At 45.7% G+C, this 20,656-nt stretch carries 18 protein-coding genes and 1 pseudogene; 13 read left to right on the top strand and 6 right to left on the bottom strand.

Going from position 1 to position 20,656, the window contains the following annotated elements:
* Positions 1-150 precede the first annotated feature (150 nt).
* Both NYR53_RS33795 and NYR53_RS33790 read left to right on the top strand, forming a co-directional pair.
* Positions 151-858 carry a DUF421 domain-containing protein gene (locus NYR53_RS33795; RefSeq protein WP_261303315.1) on the top strand — a complete coding sequence of 236 codons (708 nt, stop codon included), beginning with the start codon at positions 151-153 and terminating at the stop codon, positions 856-858.
* A 118-nt stretch (positions 859-976) separates the two neighbouring features.
* Entirely contained in the window at positions 977-2,347 is a 1,371-nt protein-coding gene (locus NYR53_RS33790; protein WP_261303314.1) for a sodium-dependent transporter, read from the top strand.
* A gap of 135 nt (positions 2,348-2,482) precedes the next feature.
* Here the strand turns inward: NYR53_RS33790 and NYR53_RS33785 are convergent.
* Both NYR53_RS33785 and NYR53_RS33780 read right to left on the bottom strand, forming a co-directional pair.
* A pseudogene (locus NYR53_RS33785) lies at positions 2,483-2,656 on the bottom strand (small acid-soluble spore protein H); the annotation flags it as partial.
* A 102-nt stretch (positions 2,657-2,758) separates the two neighbouring features.
* Positions 2,759-3,178, bottom strand: coding sequence for a hypothetical protein (locus NYR53_RS33780; protein WP_261303313.1), 420 nt, complete (start codon positions 3,176-3,178; stop codon positions 2,759-2,761).
* Between the two features lie 244 nt (positions 3,179-3,422).
* On the opposite strand from NYR53_RS33780, the gene rlmN reads away from it, so the two are divergent.
* From rlmN to NYR53_RS33740, 8 genes are all read left to right on the top strand, one after another.
* The gene (gene rlmN / locus NYR53_RS33775) at positions 3,423-4,520 is read left to right on the top strand and encodes a dual-specificity RNA methyltransferase RlmN (RefSeq protein WP_261303312.1); all 1,098 of its coding nucleotides are present in this window, start codon (positions 3,423-3,425) and stop codon (positions 4,518-4,520) included.
* A 286-nt stretch (positions 4,521-4,806) separates the two neighbouring features.
* Complete coding sequence (locus NYR53_RS33770; protein ID WP_261303311.1) at positions 4,807-6,012, top strand: sensor histidine kinase; 1,206 nt, start codon at positions 4,807-4,809, stop codon at positions 6,010-6,012.
* A 3-nt stretch (positions 6,013-6,015) separates the two neighbouring features.
* Positions 6,016-6,615, top strand: a complete 600-nt coding sequence (locus NYR53_RS33765; protein ID WP_261303310.1) for a response regulator transcription factor — start codon at positions 6,016-6,018, stop codon at positions 6,613-6,615.
* A gap of 391 nt (positions 6,616-7,006) precedes the next feature.
* Positions 7,007-7,174, top strand: coding sequence for a hypothetical protein (locus tag NYR53_RS33760; RefSeq protein ID WP_261303309.1), 168 nt, complete (start codon positions 7,007-7,009; stop codon positions 7,172-7,174).
* 248 nt (positions 7,175-7,422) lie between these two features.
* Entirely contained in the window at positions 7,423-9,888 is a 2,466-nt protein-coding gene (locus tag NYR53_RS33755) for an S-layer homology domain-containing protein (RefSeq protein WP_261303308.1), read from the top strand.
* A 358-nt stretch (positions 9,889-10,246) separates the two neighbouring features.
* Positions 10,247-10,681, top strand: coding sequence for a uracil-DNA glycosylase family protein (locus NYR53_RS33750; protein ID WP_367618605.1), 435 nt, complete (start codon positions 10,247-10,249; stop codon positions 10,679-10,681).
* Positions 10,682-10,687: 6 nt separating this feature from the next.
* Positions 10,688-11,284, top strand: coding sequence for a DNA-3-methyladenine glycosylase (locus NYR53_RS33745; RefSeq protein ID WP_437180208.1), 597 nt, complete (start codon positions 10,688-10,690; stop codon positions 11,282-11,284).
* Positions 11,285-11,413: 129 nt separating this feature from the next.
* Complete coding sequence (locus NYR53_RS33740) at positions 11,414-12,094, top strand: dioxygenase family protein (RefSeq protein ID WP_261303306.1); 681 nt, start codon at positions 11,414-11,416, stop codon at positions 12,092-12,094.
* Between the two features lie 446 nt (positions 12,095-12,540).
* Here the strand turns inward: NYR53_RS33740 and NYR53_RS33735 are convergent, their stop codons facing one another.
* On the bottom strand, positions 12,541-13,047 hold the full coding sequence (locus NYR53_RS33735; RefSeq protein WP_437180207.1) for a hypothetical protein: 507 nt from the start codon (positions 13,045-13,047) through the stop codon (positions 12,541-12,543).
* Positions 13,048-13,250: 203 nt separating this feature from the next.
* On the opposite strand from NYR53_RS33735, the gene NYR53_RS33730 reads away from it, so the two are divergent.
* The gene (locus NYR53_RS33730) at positions 13,251-13,430 is read left to right on the top strand and encodes a hypothetical protein (protein ID WP_261303304.1); all 180 of its coding nucleotides are present in this window, start codon (positions 13,251-13,253) and stop codon (positions 13,428-13,430) included.
* 79 nt (positions 13,431-13,509) lie between these two features.
* On the opposite strand, the gene thrC is transcribed toward NYR53_RS33730, so the two are convergent.
* From thrC to NYR53_RS33715, 3 genes are all read right to left on the bottom strand, one after another.
* Positions 13,510-14,898, bottom strand: a complete 1,389-nt coding sequence (thrC, locus tag NYR53_RS33725; RefSeq protein WP_261303303.1) for a threonine synthase — start codon at positions 14,896-14,898, stop codon at positions 13,510-13,512.
* Positions 14,899-15,032: 134 nt separating this feature from the next.
* Positions 15,033-16,073: a copper amine oxidase N-terminal domain-containing protein gene (locus NYR53_RS33720; protein ID WP_261303302.1), complete on the bottom strand. Its 1,041-nt coding sequence runs from the start codon at positions 16,071-16,073 to the stop codon at positions 15,033-15,035.
* Between the two features lie 201 nt (positions 16,074-16,274).
* Positions 16,275-16,556: a hypothetical protein gene (locus NYR53_RS33715; RefSeq protein WP_261303301.1), complete on the bottom strand. Its 282-nt coding sequence runs from the start codon at positions 16,554-16,556 to the stop codon at positions 16,275-16,277.
* Positions 16,557-16,758: 202 nt separating this feature from the next.
* On the opposite strand from NYR53_RS33715, the gene NYR53_RS33710 reads away from it, so the two are divergent.
* Together NYR53_RS33710 and NYR53_RS33705 are read left to right on the top strand one after the other, a co-directional pair.
* Positions 16,759-18,504 (top strand): ABC transporter ATP-binding protein, encoded by a 1,746-nt coding sequence (locus NYR53_RS33710; RefSeq protein ID WP_261306613.1) that lies wholly within the window; start codon positions 16,759-16,761, stop codon positions 18,502-18,504.
* A 26-nt stretch (positions 18,505-18,530) separates the two neighbouring features.
* Complete coding sequence (locus NYR53_RS33705) at positions 18,531-20,279, top strand: ABC transporter ATP-binding protein (protein WP_261303300.1); 1,749 nt, start codon at positions 18,531-18,533, stop codon at positions 20,277-20,279.
* Positions 20,280-20,656 lie beyond the last annotated feature (377 nt).

Below are 20,656 nucleotides of genomic sequence, written 5' to 3'. Positions count from 1 at the left end.
TGCTTCCCATCGCACAGAGGCTTTTTTCCGTACATAAGTGGAGAATTCTCCTCCTTAGACAGAGGTTGTAGATACATCTCTAGCCTCCCCCGTGTTTGGTTTTTTCTTTCCCGTTTAGGAGATAATGACAGGGAAGGAGGGAGCATAAATATGAATGTCTACGTGGAGATTCTGATTCGGGCCGTTCTAGCTATTTTATTGCTTCTGTTTATTGCCAAAGTACTTGGTAAACAGACGATATCCAATATGACGTTTCATGATTTTGTGACCGGTATTACATTAGGGGCTATTGCCGCTAACTTGGCATTCAATGAAGAATTAAAACTAACGCATTTGATTTTATCGCTCATTGTCATTGCCGTTACGTCCTATTTATTATCCGTCATTGCATTGAAGAACCGCAAAATGAGGAACTGGATATCCGGTTCTCCAACGGTACTTATGGAAGGCGGGAAAATTCTTGAAGATAACATGAGAAAAGTAAGATACACACTGGATTCATTAGACCAAGCTTTAAGAGAAAAGGGGATTTTTAATATAGAGGAAGTGGACTATGCCGTACTTGAGGATAATGGCGAGTTATCGGTATTAAAAAAAGACGAGTACCAATATGTAACGAAAAAGGATATGATGATTCATCCTAACGGGCAAGTTTTTCCAGTAGAATTAATTATGGATGGCAAAATGATGGAGAAAAACCTGGAGAATAACGGACTGACCAAGGAGTGGTTGGAACGGGAGGTAAGACGCAAGGGAAAACAGATATCGGATGTGTTCTACGCGGCAAGAGGTACGAAACAACAGCTCGTCTTTGATTTTTATGAAGATGGAATCCAACAAGCGATTGATAAAGAATAGGTAGGAACAAGGCATATTTTCTGCTGTTGGGAACTTTGAGAAATTTTACAAGGTGACGTGAGAAGGATTTTCCAGTAACATTATTGCATCATAAAATGTTAGGGGTTTATTATTCAGAATGAGTAACGATCAGACATCAGGAAAAGCAGCAAGCAAGAAAACAGGAACGGTTGAGCGGTTTACGTCTACTGGCTTTATTTTGGCTGCTATCGGCAGTTCGGTAGGCTTAGGAAATATGTGGAAGTTTCCCTACATTACAGGTAAACATGGCGGTGCCGCCTTTTTCCTGTTATTCATCATTTGTTTAATTATTGTTGGCTTGCCTATTTTGCTTGCAGAAATGACGATTGGCCGCGGCGGTAGAGGGAATGCTTCGATATCCTTCATTAATTTGACCGGCAAGAAATACTGGGGAGCATTCGGGTTATTATCGATTCTTACCGCTTTCATGATCATGTCCTACTACGCGGTAGTCGCGGGATGGACGCTTCATTATACAGTAGAATCGTTTACTGGCCTCTTGTTCCAAGAGGGCTCCGACTATAAGAATAAGTTCCTCTCATTCGCTTCAGGCTACTGGCCTATTTTCTGGCAGGCCGTTGTTATGGTGGTTTCAGGCTGGGTTCTTGCGAAAGGGGTTTCAGGTGGTATTGAGAAATTCAATAAAATTTTGATTCCCGGTTTTCTTATCATCTTGTTAATTCTTATGGTCCGTTCGCTTACGCTCCCAGGAGCAGCAGAAGGGGTATCCTTCTTCTTGAAACCTGACTTCTCCAAGCTCGACGCGGAGTCTGCACTCGTTGCTTTGGGACATGCGTTCTTTTCTTTATCGTTAGGGATGGGCTGTATGTTAACCTATGGCTCTTATGTGGATAAAAGACAATCACTCGGTACGGCGACGCTCGCCATTGGTTTCGGTGATTTGGTCTATGCTTTCATTGCCGGTCTAGTTATTTTCCCTACGGTATTCTCCTACGGACTTCAGCCTGGTGAAGGTGTGGGCTTGGCGTTCATGGCGCTGCCTGCAGCGTTCTCACAAATGCCGTTTGGTTTCTTCTTTGGCGGTCTATTCTTCTTGCTGCTAGCCATTGCGGCGTTGACTTCAGCCATTTCCATCTTAGAAGTTCCAGTCGCTTATGCCATGCAGAAATGGCAGTGGAGCCGCAAAAAATCAGCGATTATCTTATCTATCTTTTGCTTCTTGGTAGGCGTTCCTTCAGGGCTTTCTGTTGGAGGCGTGCTAGGGGACTTCCATCCTGGAGGTAAAAGCATTTTTGATTGGATGGACTTCATTACTTCCTATGTTCTGATGCCATTCGGTGGGTTGGTCGTTACCTTGTTTACTGGATACGCTTGGAAAAAAGCTGGAGAAGAAGCGGGTTTGAAAGGTTTTTGGTATAAAGCCTGGATGTTCTTACTTCGCGTCGTTGCTCCCGTACTCATCGTTTGTGTATTCTTGCATTCGGTAGGTATCATTAAATTTTCATAGACCTGTATCAAGTGTCGAACAGAAGTAAAGAGGATACCTCGAGGTATCCTCTTTCTTTTTTCTTACTTTTTTTCAATCATTCGACGGCAATGGACATATCATTTTAATGTCTTCCATCTCCAACATTTGAGAACGCTCGACTAGACTGCTCAGAGGGACACTTTGCTCATTTTCCGGTTGATCCAAAGGATAAATTCTGGCGGTTTCATTCTTTTCGTCGACATTTTGAATGTAGATTGGCGTCCCATTATAAGTGACATCTACCATGACAGGTGAAACCGCAATCTCTTGAGCGCGTTGATTGTTCATTTTTTAGCCTCCTTGACGTACTAGTTACATTATTTGTGGATGTGAAAGGATGTATTCATAAAAAGGCACCCCCAGCTATTTGGAGGTGCCTTAACTTTTATCTCATACTAAGATGATAGCTCTAGCTAACCAACTAAATTTATTCAGCTGAGCTGTTGAACCGTTACCAACTGTAATAAATGAACCCGTAAAAGTAATTCCACGGTTGATTGTAGACCTTTGAATATAACCTTCATAAAGCTGGTTGTTTATTCCTGGGATGCTGCCGCCCGGCACAAATCTTAGGAAAGTAATTTTACCCGAAGGTACGTCATACCATCCTCGAATGGTATTCCCGAATACCGTTCCTGTCACAAAGCCATTACGAGCGATTGTAGTGTTTAGCAGTCCTCTAAATCCATTTGCTTCAATAGACCATGTCGCTAGAATAATGGGGATTTGAGTAGGACGCAAACGACGTTTTTTAAGCAGAACTGCTTGTTTTTTGAAATAAACAGGGAGTTTTTGAGTTTTGGATGCCATGTTTTCTCACTTCCTTTTATCCTATCCTATGTAAAAGCGGTGGGAACTGTATGGATTAATAGATTAGTAGAATAGCGTATTTTTTATAAAGGATGGTAAAATTAGAGGCAGATAAAGGAACGGGTTCGCCCTCCTGCTCCCCTTGTGTTCATGAAGGATTTTTGGCACAATAATAAACAGATGGTACGCTTCGGCTGCTTAGTAGAATAGGACTGTATGTGAAAGTCTTGAAAAGAGGATAACGATGAATAAAGAATCCATCTATGGATTAACATTGGATCAATTGATTGCATGGCTTGAGGGAAATGGACACAAAAAATCGCGGGCACTACAAGTCTGGGATTGGCTATATCGGAAGCGCGTGACGGATTTCTCAGAGATGACGGATGTGAAGCAAGATTGTATTCAGAGTCTGGAAGAGCACTTCGTCATTCAAACTTTGACGGAACATACAAGGCAAGAATCAGCGGACGGCACGATGAAGTTCCTGTTCAAGCTGCAGGATGGTAATTTGATCGAGACTGTGTTAATGAGACACAAATTCGGTTTGTCTGTATGTGTAACAACGCAGGTTGGCTGTAACATTGGGTGCAGCTTCTGTGCGAGCGGGCTTTTGGCCAAAAGTCGCGATCTATCCAGCGCCGAAGTCGTGGAACAAATTATGAAGGTTCAGTTTCATTTGGACAAAGCGGCCAAAGAGGAACGTGTCAGCCACATTGTTGTGATGGGGATTGGTGAACCATTTGATAATTTTGAAAATATGGTTGATTTCATCCGCGTCGTGAAAGATCAAAAAGGTCTAGACATTGCTGCCAGACATATTACGGTATCAACAAGTGGTCTTGCTAATAAAATTATCGAATTCGCGGACTCGGATTTGAAGGTCAATCTGGCGATTTCTCTGCATGCCCCGACGAATGAGCTTCGTACCCGGATCATGAAAATAAACAAAGCGATTCCGATTGAGAAATTGATGCAGGCGATCGAATACTATTTGGAGAAAACGAACCGGAGAATTACATTGGAGTACATCCTGCTGAAGGATGTTAATGACGGTAGAGAGCATGCGCTGCAATTAGCGGAGCTCATCCAGCATATTCGCCACCTTGCCAATGTGAACTTAATTCCTTACAATCCTGTGGACGAGCACAGTCAATATCAACGGAGCGAGCGGGAATCCGTACGTGCTTTCTATGATACTTTGAAAAAACAGGGCATTAGCTGCAGTGTTCGCCTTGAGCATGGAACGGATATTGATGCCGCTTGCGGACAATTAAGAAGCAAACAGATCAAACAATCCGCAGGGGATAACCCCAGTCAGGATAGTTTGGTTGTCGGATAATAATGAAGGCGGGACCCCATCTGTTAGTCCGATGGGGGCTTTTTTCGACATATAATGATGGAACATATGGCACAAAGGAGAAAGAGCACACTGGTGCTTGTATGATATGTATATAGGGTTATCCTTCACGTAGTTGAACGAACTGCTTGAGGGGTAATCTTTTTTTTGTTAAACTTTTCATTTTGTATCGAAACTTTACGACTAAGACAAAAATAACAGGAGTTTCAAATGAATAGTCGAATAAGATAGAATAGTGGCGAAAATTATTTGCAAAAAAGGTGATAGGATGGACTTAGATTTTTTTAAGGACTTTATGCTTCAGCTGGCGATTATTACCACGCTGATTTTTACATATCAGATTTTTTTTGCGGAGAGGGCCGATCAGAAGCGTGAAAAGCTCGTTCTCAGTCTCTTATTCGGCCTATCCATCGTGTTATGTATGTCCTTTCCTGCCCCTGTGGCTCCCGATTACCGCATCGATATCCGAATTATTCCGCTGCTATTGGGGACATTGTATGGCGGTTTGGGCACAGGCATCATTTTGTCGGCCACCATTATCCTGTACCGGTGGGGGATCGGAGTCGATTTGGGGCTCTATACAACTGCTTTGACCCTAATGATCAGTATGCCGGTTATCTTGATCTCTCAAAAGATGTTCCTTAAAGCAAACAAGTACAAGAGGATACAAATTGCGTTTATGCTGCTGCTTCTTTACAGTCTTGTTGGAATCACATCGGTATCCTTGGTCAGAGGGCTTACATTCCTCAGTGTCGTTCGGATCCACTACATCCATATCGTGATTAATGTGGCGGCTTTGCTGTTCTTCATTACGCTAAACGAAGCGATAAGGGAGATGATCCGGAAGGTCAAGGATGCGGAAATCGCCTTTTTGCGCTCCCAAATCAAGCCTCATTTTCTGTACAACGCCCTGAATTCCATTGCCGCTTTATGCATAGATGAGCCTCGAAAAGCGCAAAATTTGACATTGAACCTATCACAATATTTGAGGGGCAGCTTCAACTTCAAAAAGCTCGATTCATTCACGACGATCGGAAACGAGCTGGAGCTGGTCAAAGCTTATATCCATATCGAAAAGGCTCGTTTCGGCGATAGATTGGGCGTGGAGTACGACGTGGAAGCCGATCCGGACGTTTTTATCCCCCCGCTGATTTTACAGCCGTTGGTGGAGAACGCCATCAGACACGGTCTAATGTCGAATTTGCGGGGAGGAACCGTCAAAGTATCGATTAAACAAGGTGCGGACGAGGTGGTCCGCCTTGCCGTTGAGGACGATGGCTGCGGGATGAGCTCCCAAAAACAGAACGAAATCTTGGGGTCCAATGTCAAAGATGAGGGGATCGGGCTTTGGAACATTAGTAAACGGTATCAGCTTCTTTACGGGAAAAGCATTCAGATTGAAAGCGTAGAAGGAATTGGCACGAAGGTTTCTTTCGATATTCCCGCACGGCCGGGCAAGCAGAGTGGAGGCTGACGCATGCTCAGAGCGATTATCGTGGATGACGAATTATTATCGCTGAAATGGTTGAAAAATGTTTTATCCGAGAGCGGCGAGATCGAGATTTGCCAGACGTTTCTGAGTCCGCACGAAGCCTGTGAATATGTGAAGGAGAATCTGGTACATGTCGCTTTTCTGGATATTTCCATGCCGGAAGTGAACGGGATCAGTCTTTCCGGCATGCTGCATAAGCTCGATGCTTCGATCGATGTGGTTTTTGTGACCGCATATGACGATTATGCAGTCCGAGCCTTTGAAATAAGTGCGCTAGATTATTTGATGAAGCCCGTTACCGCGGAGCGTTTGGCGTTGACGCTCGATAAGCTGAGGAAAAAACATCGGATCGGAGCGGCCGAATCCGCTAAGGCAGCTGCCGCAGCAATCGAGCCGCTCACGAATCGCGAAAAAGAAATTTTGAATGCGCTCGCGGCCGGTATGTCCAATGGAGAAATCGCTATTCGTTTCGGGATTACGGAGGCTACAGTCAAAAGCCATGTGTTCCGCTTGTACGGCAAGCTCGGGGTGAAGCGGCGGGGTCAGGCGATTGCCAAGGCACGGGAGCTGAACTTCTTCGAATAATTAATCAATGTGAAAACAAAGCCAACGTCCGGGACCTTGAAAAGGCCGGGGAGTTGGCTTTGTTTTATTTTTTATTAGTTTACAACTTTCGTTTGATTCTTTTTGCGGGAAGAGGAAGTATTATTACTTCCTGATTAATGGGATTTTGAGTCCCTACTTTTCACATGCCGGTTATCCTGTTCTTTCAAGAACGTTTCGCAAAAACCAGGAAGTACAAGAGGCTCCAAATCACGTTTATCCTCATGATCTATTACAGTTATCTTGGAATCGCACCGGTGTTATTGGTTAGAAGGTCTTCAATCGCAGGAGCCACTTAGAACCATTGTATTCATATCGTGATTAATGCGGTGGCTCTGCTGTTATTCAAGCGCGTTTCGGCGCCAGATTAGGCGTGGAGTATGATGTGGATGCCGATCCGGACATCCTGATGCCTCCGCTGATGTTGCAGCCTTTGGTAGAAAATGCGATACGGCACGGGTTGATGTCGAGTTTACGCGGGGGAACTGTAAAAATATCTATAAAACAAGAAGAAGACAATGGCTTTTTTATTAATATTTAATACTGCTTACAACTTTAGTTTGACTCTTTTTTCGGGAAGAGAAGTTATACTTATATCTTGAAAAGGGGGACTTTAATCCTATGTTATAGTCGGATGGTCCTATATAGAGGATTTGGTTTGCCTAACTATGACGAAAATTTTAGCTATAACATTTTAGCACATAGGGAGTGTAATAAGTGAAAATCATTTTTGTAAAAACCTGTTCGCCATTCATTTCATTTTTAATAATTTTTGGTCTAATTTTCGGAATGCCATTTCAAAATGCAAAAGTCAATGCGGCGTCACAGCAAGCTGATTTGCAAGCCGCATTTTCCGTGGATAATCCAAGTCCTAATGTAGGAGACACAATTACTTATACAGCAACTATAACTAATTCTGGCCCTGATACAGCGACAAATGTAAACGTGAGCGCCACGCTACCTGCAGGTTTTACCTTTGTTAGCGCTACGCCTTCACAGGGCAGTTATAACCCAATTTCAGGGGGATGGACGCTAGGAACGGTCTCGCAAGGAAGTCCGCAGACACTTGCGATTACTGTGAAGGTCGTCTCCTCAAACACGAGCTTTTTTACGATATTTGTTGGGACTGCCGATCAATCTGACCCAAATAATTATAATAACTCGGTTTCTTGTATGGTAACTCCACAACAAGCTGATTTGCAAGCCGCATTTTCCGTGAATAATCCAAGTCCTAATGTAGGAGACACAATTACTTATACAGCAACTATAACTAATTCTGGTCCTGCTACAGCGACAAATGTAAACGTGAATGCTTCGCTTCCTGCAGGTCTTACCTTTGTGAGCGCTACGCCTTCACAGGGCAGTTATGACTCAACTACAGGGGGATGGTTGCTTGGAACGGTCTCGCCAGGGAATTCGCGGACGCTTGCGATTACTGCGACGGTCGCTTCCCCTAACCCAAGCACTTTTACAATAACGGTTGTGCATGTTGATCAATATGACCCGAATAATTCAAATAACGCCGGAGCGATCAACGTGTTAGTGAATGCAGCCACACCAAACATCGGAACACAGCCGCAAAATCAAACAGTAACCGTAGGCGACAGCAGTCCTTCCTTAAGCGTATCGGCAACGGTGGGTGACGGAGGAGCGCTGAGCTACCAATGGTACAGCAATACGACGAACAGCGCCAGTGGAGGAACACTGATTTCTAGCGCAACTAGTGCAACATATGCTGCCCCAACGGCAACCGTGGGCACGACGTACTACTATGTGATCGTAACGAACACGAACAACGGCGTAACTGGCATGAACACGGCAACGGTGGCGAGTAACGCGGCGGAGGTCACGGTGAATAGCTTGATTAACGCGGCCACGCCGAGCATTGCTTCACAGCCTGCGGGAGCGACGGTGACCCAAAACGCGAGCAGTCCAACGTTAAGTGTAACAGCTAGTGTAAGTGACGGTGGCTCGCTGAGCTACCAGTGGTACAGCAATACGACGAACAGCGCCAGTGGAGGAACACTGATTTTTAGCGCAACTAGTGCAACATATGCAGCCCCAACGGCAACCGTGGGCACAACGTACTACTATGTAGTAGTGACAAACACGAACAACGGCGTAACCGGCACGAAGACAGCTATGGCAACGAGCAGCACAGCGAAGGTAACAGTGATTGCGCTGGTGGATGCAAACACGCCAATCATCGGAACACAGCCAGCGGATCAAACGATAAATGTAGGCGACAGCAGCCCAACGTTAAGTGTAACAGCCAGTGTGAGTGACGGTGGATCACTGAGCTACCAGTGGTACAGCAGCCCGACGAACAGCGCCAGTGGAGGGACACTGATTCCTAGCGCAACTAGTGCAACATATGCAGCCCCGACGGCAACCGTGGGCACGACGTACTACTATGTGATCGTAACGAACACGAACAACGGCGTAAACGGCACGAAGACAGCTGTGGCAACCAGCAGCACGGCGAAGGTAACAGTTAACACCAGTCCTACGACGGGTACTCATTCGACTTCTGGAACGACTTCGAATTCGACATCTGATCCTAATCCTATCAAGGCCCCAGATCCGAAATCTAACCTTAATTCTGAAGCGGATGTATTCAAATCGGGTGACGATAATGTTCTTAAGAACTTTGAAACTTGGATTCAGGAAGCTAAAGAAGCTCCGACTACCCTAAGTTTTTCGGACATCAAAGGGCACTGGACTGAAAGAGCCATCGATATTTTTGTAATGCTGCATGTCATAGAAGGTTACAATGATGGTACGTTTAGACCGGATAACGCGATTACTCGCGCAGAGTTTGCAGTAATTCTGGAAAGAGTATTTGATATCCGAGGCGGCAACAGTATTAGTGCTGCAATGAATGACATTAGTCATCACTGGGCAAAAGACGCGATTGAGAAACTTGTAGAAGCAGGGATAATCGTAGGATACGAGGATGGTAGTTTCAAACCGGATAACACAATTACACGCGAGGAAATGGTTGTCATGTTGTCCCGCATATTAAATCTTGAGAATGTGGCAAAGGACACTACCAAAGGCAATTTCGTTGATTTAAAGAGTTCATATGCAGCCAATGAGATTATAGCTGAAGCACAAGCTGGTATCATTCATGGTAAAACGGACGGAAAATTTGACGCCAAAAGTAATGCCACACGTGCAGAAGTCTTGCAGCTCATTTTGAATGCGCTGGAGCTTAAACCCCAAATCAAGACGCTGTTAGATTCACTTAAATAAGAGAACAACAGGGACAAAATATGTGACACAGATTTTGAATGCTTACAGAACGGCTGGTTTTTTGTAGTTCCTTCGTTGATGTTATGGATCGGTCTACAATTAAAGAAGTCAAGTTTTAAAACAAAAATAGTGGTTGATAATCGCAGAAATTGGAACTAACATTAAATAAAAATTTTCAGGGAAAAATAATTTAAGATCCAATTAAAGATAAGGATAGGAAGTTAAGAATGTCAGATTTCAAAGCCGTTATTTTAGAAGAGGAGACTGCACCTTCTCATGCCAGCAATGTGAGCTTTCCAAGCAGCGCCATCGTGTGATTTGGGGGGAAGGTAATCCCGAAGCTCCAATTTTTATTATTATGGATAACCCGGGTGCCCGTGAAGACAAGGAGGGACAAGCTTTCGTATGCGGTACAAGGGAAACTTTACAGGTGGGGATGAGGGAAGCAGGGCTGGGTATTGGCATGGTTTATGTAAGTTATTTATTGAAGTGTCGCCCGATTCGAGCTTATAACAAGCCCATTGCCAGGGAGGCGTGCTCTTCCCATTTAAAGCTTCAACTTGAAGAGAAGAAACCCAGTTTGTTGTTTGGACTAGGAAATGTTGTTGTGGATTCTATATTTCCGGATGTTGGTGCCGATATAAAAAGCTTCAGGGGCAGGTGGCACACATTCCAAGGGTTACCTATTGCTTTCTCTTATCATCCACTCGCTGTACGCCGGAGACCTGTCCTTATGAATTATTTCGTCCAGGATGTTCAGCTTATTACTCAAAGGATCAAGGAAATGACTTAAATGGATATGAATGTTCTGCCTTCCCAACCCGTAGTTGCTTCCTTTTTCGAGAAGCCTACACTCGTTTTGGCACGTTCATTACTCGGCATGCTCATTGTGAAAGAAACAGAAGCAGGCGTGGCTTCAGGTTGGATCGTTGAAACGGAAGCCTACATAGGTCCCGGGGACCGCGCCGCACATAGCTTTGGCAATCGCAGGACACCGAGAACGGAAGTCATGTTTGGCGCTCCAGGCTATGTCTATACCTACGTGATGCATACCCATTGTCTAGTGAACATAGTAAGCGGGGAGCCAGGTCACCCAGAGGCTGTCTTAATTCGAGCTGTGGAGCCATGTACAGGAATTGATCTCATGTATGACCGCCGCGGTTCTGATAAAAAGCTAAAGGAGCTCACTAACGGTCCCGGCAAACTAACGAAAGCCCTTGGTATTGTAAAAGAGGATTATGGAAGACCCATTTTTGAGCGTCCTCTCTACGTTGCGGAGGGGAGAGCGGTAGAATCTGTTGCTTCTGGACCGAGAATCGGCATCGACAATACTGGGGAAGCCAGAGAGTATCCATGGCGATTCTGGGTCGAAGGGAATCCTTTTGTTTCGAAATAGCTTTGGAACTTTGATTATTCTGCGCCTATTTTCAGCAAATTTTAAGCCGATCTTAGGCTAAATTTCAGAGAATTGCTCCCATTTTCATGCTATTCTAGTCGTACGAGAGGATGAAATGGGGGGACGACAATGGAAGAGAAGCCAACGGAGTTGAAATCATCGATTACGAAAATAACGCGTCGTAAGTTCTTGGTATCCAGTGTTCTCATGGTCACCAGTGCAGCGTTAGCGGCCTGCGGAATTAATTTGGGCAGCGGAGCAACGGCTCAGCCGGAAGGTAAAGCGGCGAGCGAATCACCGAAAGCGGCGAATCTGGAGCCGACACCTGCGTGCGGTTCGCCGGAGGAGCTGACGCCAGCTGTGACCGAGGGTCCGTATTTTACACCGAACTCGCCGGAGAGAAGTTCTCTACTGGAGCAAGGAATGAAGGGAACGAAGCTTACGATTGTAGGCTACGTTGTGTCCACGGCGTGTAAACCGGTAGCGCATGCGTTATTGGACTTCTGGCAAGCAGATGACGCCGGTCAATATGATAACAAAGGCTTTACCCTTCGGGGACATCAATACACAGATGATAAAGGCAAGTTTACATTGAAAACGATTGTGCCAGGCTTGTACCCAGGCCGAACGCGCCATATCCATGTGAAGGTGCAGGCGCCGAATGGTCAGGTGCTGACGAGTCAGCTTTTTTTCCCGAATGAAGCGGGCAATGCGAAGGATGGCATCTACAACAAGGCACTGCTGATGGATATGAAAAGCAATGCCGATGGCAGCCAGTCGGGCGCCTATCAATTCGTTGTAAAGGTATAAATAAATAGGAGCCCATGAGAAATCAGTAAATCATGAGGCTCCTTTTGGTCTTGGTCTCGGTCTTGGTCTTGGTCTTGGTCTTGGTCTTGTTCTCGCTCTTTCCCCGCCAAAGTTGTAAAACGTACAACAATTTCGCCGGTTTTTCTCAATTAAGCTGAAATTGTTGTATGCCGTACAACAATTTCACTTAATTTCAGAGAAATGAGCTAATTTGCAGGAAAATTGTTGCATTTTCTGCAACATTCGCAAGGGGAACGCGGTTTTTGCCTGTGAGAAGTTGTACAAAATACAACTTCACGATTACTTAGGAGTTTGGATCCAACGTGACTTGGAGCAAGCCTCTTATTGATGATAGTAGCTTGCGTCTTCAAATAATTTTTCTCGGCATTGACCGCACTGCACAACACTCGCGTCCAAAAGGAGTGGGTAATCCTTCTCTCGATAAATTACATAGATTTCCGATTACGCATAATCATCATCAAGCCGCCAGCTATGATGAGAACGATGGCAATGATCGGTTGGTTGTGGAAAACCATGCTGAAAATAGACCCTATGGAGAAAATGGCGAAGAACAAAAGGGACATGACGGTTAGAATATTAATCGGGATGAGCAACCATTTATTTCGTCCCCCGAACCAATACAGTTCGAATAAACCCACAGCAACAGCCAGCATGAATCCAGGCCACATAAGGTGCCAGATATCGAACAGCATGGAGATTTGGCAGATGATGCCGGTCGTTAGGAGAATCCCCCCTGGGACAAGCACGCCAACACCCCGACGCTGCAGGATGAAGAAGTATAACCAATGGAAAAATACGCCCACCGGAATGACAAACAAGGTTGGCCAGAAATACTCGAAAATGGTACCCGCATTGAACGAGCTATCCCCTTTTAGAAACATAAAAATACCTAAAATAATCAATATAGGGCCAAGAAAGGCGCTGCGATTCAGATCCAACATGCTCACTCCTAAACGTTATTATCCATTCTCAATTACTTTAAGAATATCATGACATGGAAAAAGTGTCTTCCTACTCAGGGGGAGGACGGTATCGGTCGGAAGACTGATTTTTCTCCGTTGTGGTCTTCCTTTTCTGCGTTGGCATTGTGGTCTTCAGACTGATGCACCCTTTTATGCCAAAAGGAGAGATGTTGATGCAAGGCAAGTTTCTAAAGGTAACACTGTTGTCGATGTCCATTGCCTTAAGTGTTGTTCCTCTTAGAGCAGAGGCCAAGATGGTGGACGAACACGCCGTCGTCAAAATGAAATGCTATACCGAATCGATGGTGAAGCTGAAAGGCGATTTAAGAAAACTGTGGATTGATCACGCGTAAATGAAGTGGGAAAATGAAGCGAAAAGTTGTAAAAAAAGCCTCGAAGACAATTGTCTCCGAGGCTTCTTTACGTCCTAAATTAGAAAAACTTCACGAGTTGATCCTTGATCTCGTCGTTTGATCCACCAACCACCGTCTGGAACTGCGGCTTGTCGAACAGCGCTTGAATTTGCTGCGGATAAGTTTGCTCAATGTTGCGCAAACGGATGGACTCATCGAATTTAGCTGGATGAGCAGTCGAAAGGGCAACCGTCACTTCGCCGGCTACAGCAAGCTTGTCAGCAGCAGCTACCCCGCAAGCTGTATGCGGATCGAGAAGGTACGCGTACTTCTCATAGTACTCGCTAATGGTGTCGAGGCACTCTTCGTTCTGAACGCCATAGGCAGCAAAGTCAGCTTGCACGGCTTGCAGCTTGTCGGCAGGAATAACAACACGGCCTTCGGCCTTGAATTGATCCATGATTGCCGAGACAGCTTGCGCGTCCTCGCCATAGAGGTAGAACAAGTAGCGCTCGAAGTTGCTAGCCACTTGAATGTCCATGGAAGGACTGTATGTTCCGCGGAACGCACCTGGTTGATAGACACCATCTTGTACGAAACGCTCAAGAATATTGTTTTCATTCGTTGCAAGAATGAGTTTATGGATGGGAAGCCCCATTTTCTGTGCCAAATAGCCAGCGAAGATATCGCCGAAGTTACCGGTCGGCACACTGAAATTTATCTTTTCAGTTTGATTATCTTTCGCTAATTGGAAGTAAGCATAGAAGTAATACACCGTTTGTGCCAAAATGCGGGCAATGTTGATGGAGTTAATCGCACGCAAATGGTAGCGGTGCTTGAAGTCAACGTCAGCGAACAGCTCTTTGATAATACGCTGGCAGTCATCGAAAGTGCCTTCAACGGAAAGATTCAGTACATTCGCGTCGTCAACTGTAGTCATTTGCAGCTCTTGGACCTTACTGACCTTCCCGTGAGGGTGAAGGATACAGATCCGGATGCCTTCTTTACCGCGCACACCTTCAATCGCCGAAGCTCCTGTGTCCCCTGAAGTTGCTCCAAGAATATGGATAATTGAATTCGTTTTACGGGAAACGTACGAGTAGAGATTGCCCAAGAATTGCAGAGCGATGTCTTTAAATGCAAAAGTAGGTCCGTGGAACAATTCCAGCACATACGTGCCGTCGTTCAGACGTTTGACCGGTGTTACAGCGTCATCCCGGAAGGTTGCATAGCTGTCGTCAACGAGCTGCTTCAGCTCATTGCGTGGGATTTCGTTATTCACATATAGCGAGAAGATTTCAAGAGCCAGCTCCGAGTAGGAGAGCTTTTGCCATTTCTGTAACGTGTCTGCCGATAATTGTGGGATATGCTTAGGAACAAGTAAACCGCCGTCGTCTGCCAATCCCATCAAGATGGCGTCGATGAAGCCGAGGGGTTCTACTTTTCCGCGAGTGCTAATGTATTCCATATGAGTCCCCTTACGATTGAATTTTCAGTTATTGTATCAAAAAACAGACCATTTGGACAGTGTAGATACTTTACAAATGAGCAAAGAAACCCTCCAAAGCTGGAAGGTTTCTTCGATATTTTAAAAGCAATAACTTATTCTTGTTTAGCGGCTACAACAATTTTCCATGCCTGGCCGATAGGAGGAAGGCTTTTCGTCAGTGCAGGTCCGTAAAATCCGATAACATTCGCGCCTTTAACAAGAGCGGATTTCTCCACTTTATCGCCGTTTTTATCGACGATAGCTGTTTCGTCTCCAATGTGTAGAACAACCTCACTCGGAGATGTTTCCGTTAAACCGGTACCTTTAACAAGGAGACTCACATTGCCTTTATCATCGCTGCGGACTTCTTCAATCACACCCGATGTACCCAGTGTATTCGCCTCTCTTTTCGTGTCCAAAACCGTAATCTTGGAAGTGGACGTTTGTGGCGGCAAGCTCATCGTAACAGCCATAGAATGTTCGGCAGAAACGGTTAAACCAACATGAAGATCGGAAAGGCTAAGCTTCGTGCCATCCAGCATTTGATATTCCGTATCCTTGTTCACATTGAGGACCATCCCCTCCGTGCCAATACCCTGAATCTGAATCGCGGTATAATCACCAATAGGTCGAATCGATGTAATAACGCCAGTTGTTTGAACTTTTTTAACCTCCTCTTTCATTGCGATGGAAACGGAAGCTCCTTCCGTTGTGACAGAACCGTGCAGCACTTTGTTGACAAAGGAAGAAGGCACGTAAAGCTTGTTATCGACCAATTCAGGCGCCGTACCAAGCGTTGTGAACATTTTATTAATGGCATAGCGATCTTCGCCCGTCTTGACGGTAGTAAATACATTGCCTTTCAACAAATCAACGGAAAGTGTTTCTTGATTCCATGTGAGTTTGAAGCCCAGGCTCTCCGTTACAGCTCGAAGCGGCAGCATAGGTTCAGTCGCAGCAGCTTTCAGATAACCTTTCTCGGAAAGGGCTCCTCCATTGACTTGAACAGAAATAGCCTCTGAAACAGCTTGTGTAGTGACAGGCATAATCGTAGTCGTTTGGACCGTTTCGTTCGGTGCAGCATATGCTGCGCCCGTCGTCATCATGGCGGATAGGGATAGAATAGCTAGACTCTTTCTCATAGTGCGATTCATAGTTGTAATTCCTTCCTGTATGTAAGTTTTGATATATTCTTGCCTTCTCGTTGTATTAAACGGAGTGAATTTGGATATTGTTGCAAGGAACGCTCCGTTTATTATCTGAGATCACATGTCTATTCATACCTATACAAAAAAAGGCGTTCCCTTCATCACTTTGAGTGAATTCGGGGAAAGCCCTTTTCAAAAGGTTGTGGATTATTCGTTAACGCTCAAAAGTTTACTGACACCTGCCGCATAGTCTGTTTTGAATACAGCAGCGTCATCCTCGCTGACACTTCCAGCGGTTACGAAGGCATTCATATTCTCATTCGCTTGAGCTAATAATTGATAGAGCAAGGAGTCGGAATCGGTTTCCGCCGCTTGCGCCAAATTCTCACCTTGTGCTAAACGCTTCATCAAATCAGCAGCTTCAATATTCGAAACGGCAGAGACATCATGAATGATACGGTCCAAGCGTTCTGCCAAGTAGCTTTTCACATCAACCGGGACCTTGTAGCTTCGTGTGAAAACAACCTTATTATTAGTTGAATGATTTCTAAGTAAATGCTGAGAAATGGCTGAATATGAAATCGAGCCTAAAACGAGCGGGAAGAATCTTTTTAATTTTTTTTGGCGTAGACTTGATCGCGGGTAATCTATAGAATCAATAGGTGTACACGAAAAGTGGAAAGGGGTGGAAATCTTGTCTTTTGTAATCAAATTGCGGTGGTTTTTCAAAGAAAGATGGAAATACTACGTGCTTGCTATTAGCTTAATGATCTGTGTGAATTTATTGGCGACCATTCCGCCTAAAATGATAGGGAATACAATCGATCAGATTGGCAGCGGAAATTTAACGGCATCCGGCCTAAGTCAAACGGTCCTTCTCCTTGTAGGCTTGTCTCTCCTTTTATATGTCATTACTTATGTTTGGATCACGACCTTATTCGGCAATTCGGCACTGGTTGAGAAAGTACTTAGAGGGCGTTTACTGGCTCATCTGACGAAAATGACACCGGCTTTCTTCCAACGCAATAGCACGGGTCAGTTAATGGCACTAGCCACCAATGACGTGCTCGCGATTGGCCAAACCGCTGGTTACGGCGTTATGACACTCGTTCACACGTTGGTCGGGGCATCCGTCGTCATTATTACGATGATCTCCCTAATTAGCTTTAAATTAATGATTGCGGCGCTGATTCCTCTGCCTTTTCTAGCCTTGGTGATTAGTAAGCTGGGTCAAAAGGTGAGAGTTCGCTTCTTAGCTGCACAGGCTTCTTTTGGCCAAATGAACGATCATGCGCTTGAGTCCATTTCCGGCATTCGTGTGATTCGTTCCTATGTTCAGGAAGATCATGATCTAGTCGCCTTCGATAAGGTAACGTCAGAAGTGATGAATAAGAATAAACGCGTGTCCATGCTGAATGCGCTTTTTCAGCCGCTTACCTCATTGATTGTGGGTCTAAGTTACTCGATAGGCATTGGATACGGCTCTTATATGGTCTTTCACGATGAAATTACGCTGGGTCAGTTGATTTCATTTAATATTTACCTAGGCATGCTGATCTGGCCGATGATTTCTTTCGGCGAGTTTATTAATGTCCTGCAGCGCGGAAGTGCCTCGGCAGACCGTTTGGACACTGCACTGACGCAGAAAGCGGATATTGTGGATGTCGATGCACCGATTTCGGTGAGTGTACCGGAACGTATCGAGATGAAGGAGCTAACCTTTACGTATCCGACCGCCAACCATCCAAGTCTCGTTAACGTTTCTTTCCAATTAGAAAGAGGGCAGACGTTAGGAATTGTAGGCCGGACGGGTAGCGGCAAAAGCACGCTGCTGAAGCAGCTGCTGCGGCAGTTCCCGATTGAACCAGGCAAGCTGCTGGTTGCAGGCGTGTCGATTGAGAAAATCGCCTTGGATCAGGTGAAGCGCTGGGTTGCTTACGTTCCGCAGGAGCATCTGCTGCTGTCGAAATCCATCCGCGACAACGTCGCGCTGGGTAAGCACGACGCATCGCCGGAAGAGATTGCACGAGCCATTGAGATGGCCTCTTTTACTCAAGATATCGAGCAAATGCCGGAAGGCCTGGCGACAATTGTCGGCGAAAATGGCGTCATGCTGTCCGGTGGGCAGAAGCAGCGTCTAGCGATTGCTCGAGCCCTTCTGATCGATTCGGAAATCCTGCTGCTCGATGACTCGCTATCCGCTGTCGATGCGCGGACGGAAAGCCGCATCCTCCAGCATATCCGCAAGGAACGCGCGGGTAGAACGACGTTGATCAGCACGCACCGACTCTCGGCGGTGAGCCACGCGAACTGGATTATCGTCCTAGATGAGGGACGAATCGTCGAAGAAGGTACCCACGAACAGCTGATGCTGTTCGGCGGCTGGTACCGAGAGCAGTGGGAGCGTCAGCAAATGGAAGCGAGCTTGGAAGAATGACAAACGGAAGAAGGGAGGACGACAAGATGCAGAAACCGTCCACGACGAGAAGGCTGATTTCGTATGCGCTCGTCTATAAGTTCAGAATTATCGGCGCGCTGCTCATTCTATGCTGCGCAGTAGGCGCCGAGCTGGGCGGACCTTATATAACCAAAACCATTATCGATCAGCATTTGTCTACAGGCATACGCGAAATGGCGCCTGTACTTAAGCTGCTTGGTCTATACATGGGCTTGCTCCTCATAGCAAGCATTTGTAATTTTTCGCAAGCCTATTTGCTCCAATCTACGGCTCTGCAAATTATTAAAAACATGCGCATGGATCTAATGCAGCACATTCAGCGCATATCGCTGCGCTATTTCGATAACACGCCGATCGGGCAGGTTGTATCCCGAATTGCGAACGATACCGAGGCGGTCCGCGACTTATTCATGAGCTTCATGGCTACGTTCGTCGTGAGTATGATGCAGCTAACCGGCATTTTCGTAGCTTTATTCATTCTGGATTGGCACCTCGCTCTTTTTTGCTTGGTGCTGCCGCCTATCTTTGCGTTAATCATGGTCGTTCACTTAAAATACTCGAAAATCTTCATCACCATTATGCGTGCGCGGCTGAGTGATATGAACGCGATGATTAATGAATCGATCGTGGTTATGCCCATTATTCAAGCTTTTCGCCGGGAAAAAGTAACGCTTGAGGAATTCGAAGTACTAAACAAGGATCGTTATGTGAATCAGCTGAAGCAGTTCCGCATTTTTTCCTTATCCTCTCGTAATATTGTGGGGACTATCGGCAGCCTGGTGACGGCTATGGTCATTTGGTATTTTGGCCGGGAATCGCTGACGACTGTGATTTCTTTCGGGGTGTTTTATGCTTTCATCGATTATCTGGGGCGGATCTTTCAGCCGATTATCGGGATTTTCGATCAGCTGACGAACGCGCAAAGAGCCTTTGTTTCCGCGGATAAGGTGTTCACCATTCTAGACATGGAAGGTCAAGAGGTAGAGAAGACGGATAAAGTCAGCCGCCCGGAAGGCGTCGTGAAGTTCGAGGACGTAACCTTTGCCTATAAAGCTGGGGAAAACGTGCTGAAGCATATTTCCTTCGAAGCTCGCAAAGGGGAAACCGTAGCCTTGGTCGGTCATACAGGCTCAGGCAAAAGCTCCATCATGAACCTGCTGCTCGGTTTCTATGAACCGGATGAAGGCAGCATCACGATTGATGGACGCGATATCCGGGGGATGTCGAAGCAAGCGCTCCGCAAGCATATGGGCATTGTTTTGCAGGACCCGTTCTTGTTTGCCGGAGATATCAAATTCAATGTGAGCCTGTATAATGAGGAGATTTCACTAGAACGCGTGAAAAATGCGCTAAGTGATGTAGGCGCGGCTTCTTTCATCGAGCAGCTTCCTAACGGTTATGATGAGCAGGTTGTGGAGCGGGGCAGCACCCTCTCGTCTGGCCAAAGACAGCTCATTTCATTCGCGCGGGCGTTGGCCTTCGATCCGTCGATTCTTATCTTGGATGAAGCGACAGCCAGCATCGACAGTGAGACGGAAGGGCTGATCCAGCGAGCGCTGAAGGTGGTCAGTGAAGGGCGCACGACCTTGGTCATCGCGCACAGGCTGTCGACGATCCGTGATGCGGATCAGATTCTCGTGCTGCACCGCGGCGAGATTGCCGAGCGTGGCAATCATGAGACGCTGATGGCGTTGGGTGGCCGATACGCGAAGATGTATCAGCTGCAGAAGGGCGAGTCGGCTGTTGTGGGCTGACCTCAGCTATGAGTCCTAATTTCCCATCAAGCTAGGGGAGGTCATCCTATCGATATCCGTCCTCAAAGAAACACGCAAAAATTACTGGCGTTGGACCGAATTTCAAAGCCTTTCTTTTTATTAAATTTCCTCAAAGCTTAACGGTTTCACGTGGTTCTTAAGTGAGTAAGATAATGATAAGGCAACTGAAATTGCTTATTTGTCTTTATAGCCCCATGTTATGTTTGCAAAAGCAAGCTAAGCTTGTTTATTGTTATTAATGTAACTCAGCAGGTAACGTTGTGCAGATAATAAGCGTGTATTGTGGTCTTAACACACAAGGTGCCCAAATATTAGTATGGATAAGCAAGATTAGTTTGCTTATTTATTCATTCATA

Source organism: Paenibacillus andongensis (assembly GCF_025369935.1).
Classification (GTDB): Bacteria; Bacillota; Bacilli; order Paenibacillales; family NBRC-103111; genus Paenibacillus_E; species Paenibacillus_E andongensis.
The sequence above is the reverse complement of the archived record's forward strand: the minus strand, read 5'-3'. Positions and strand labels throughout refer to the sequence as shown.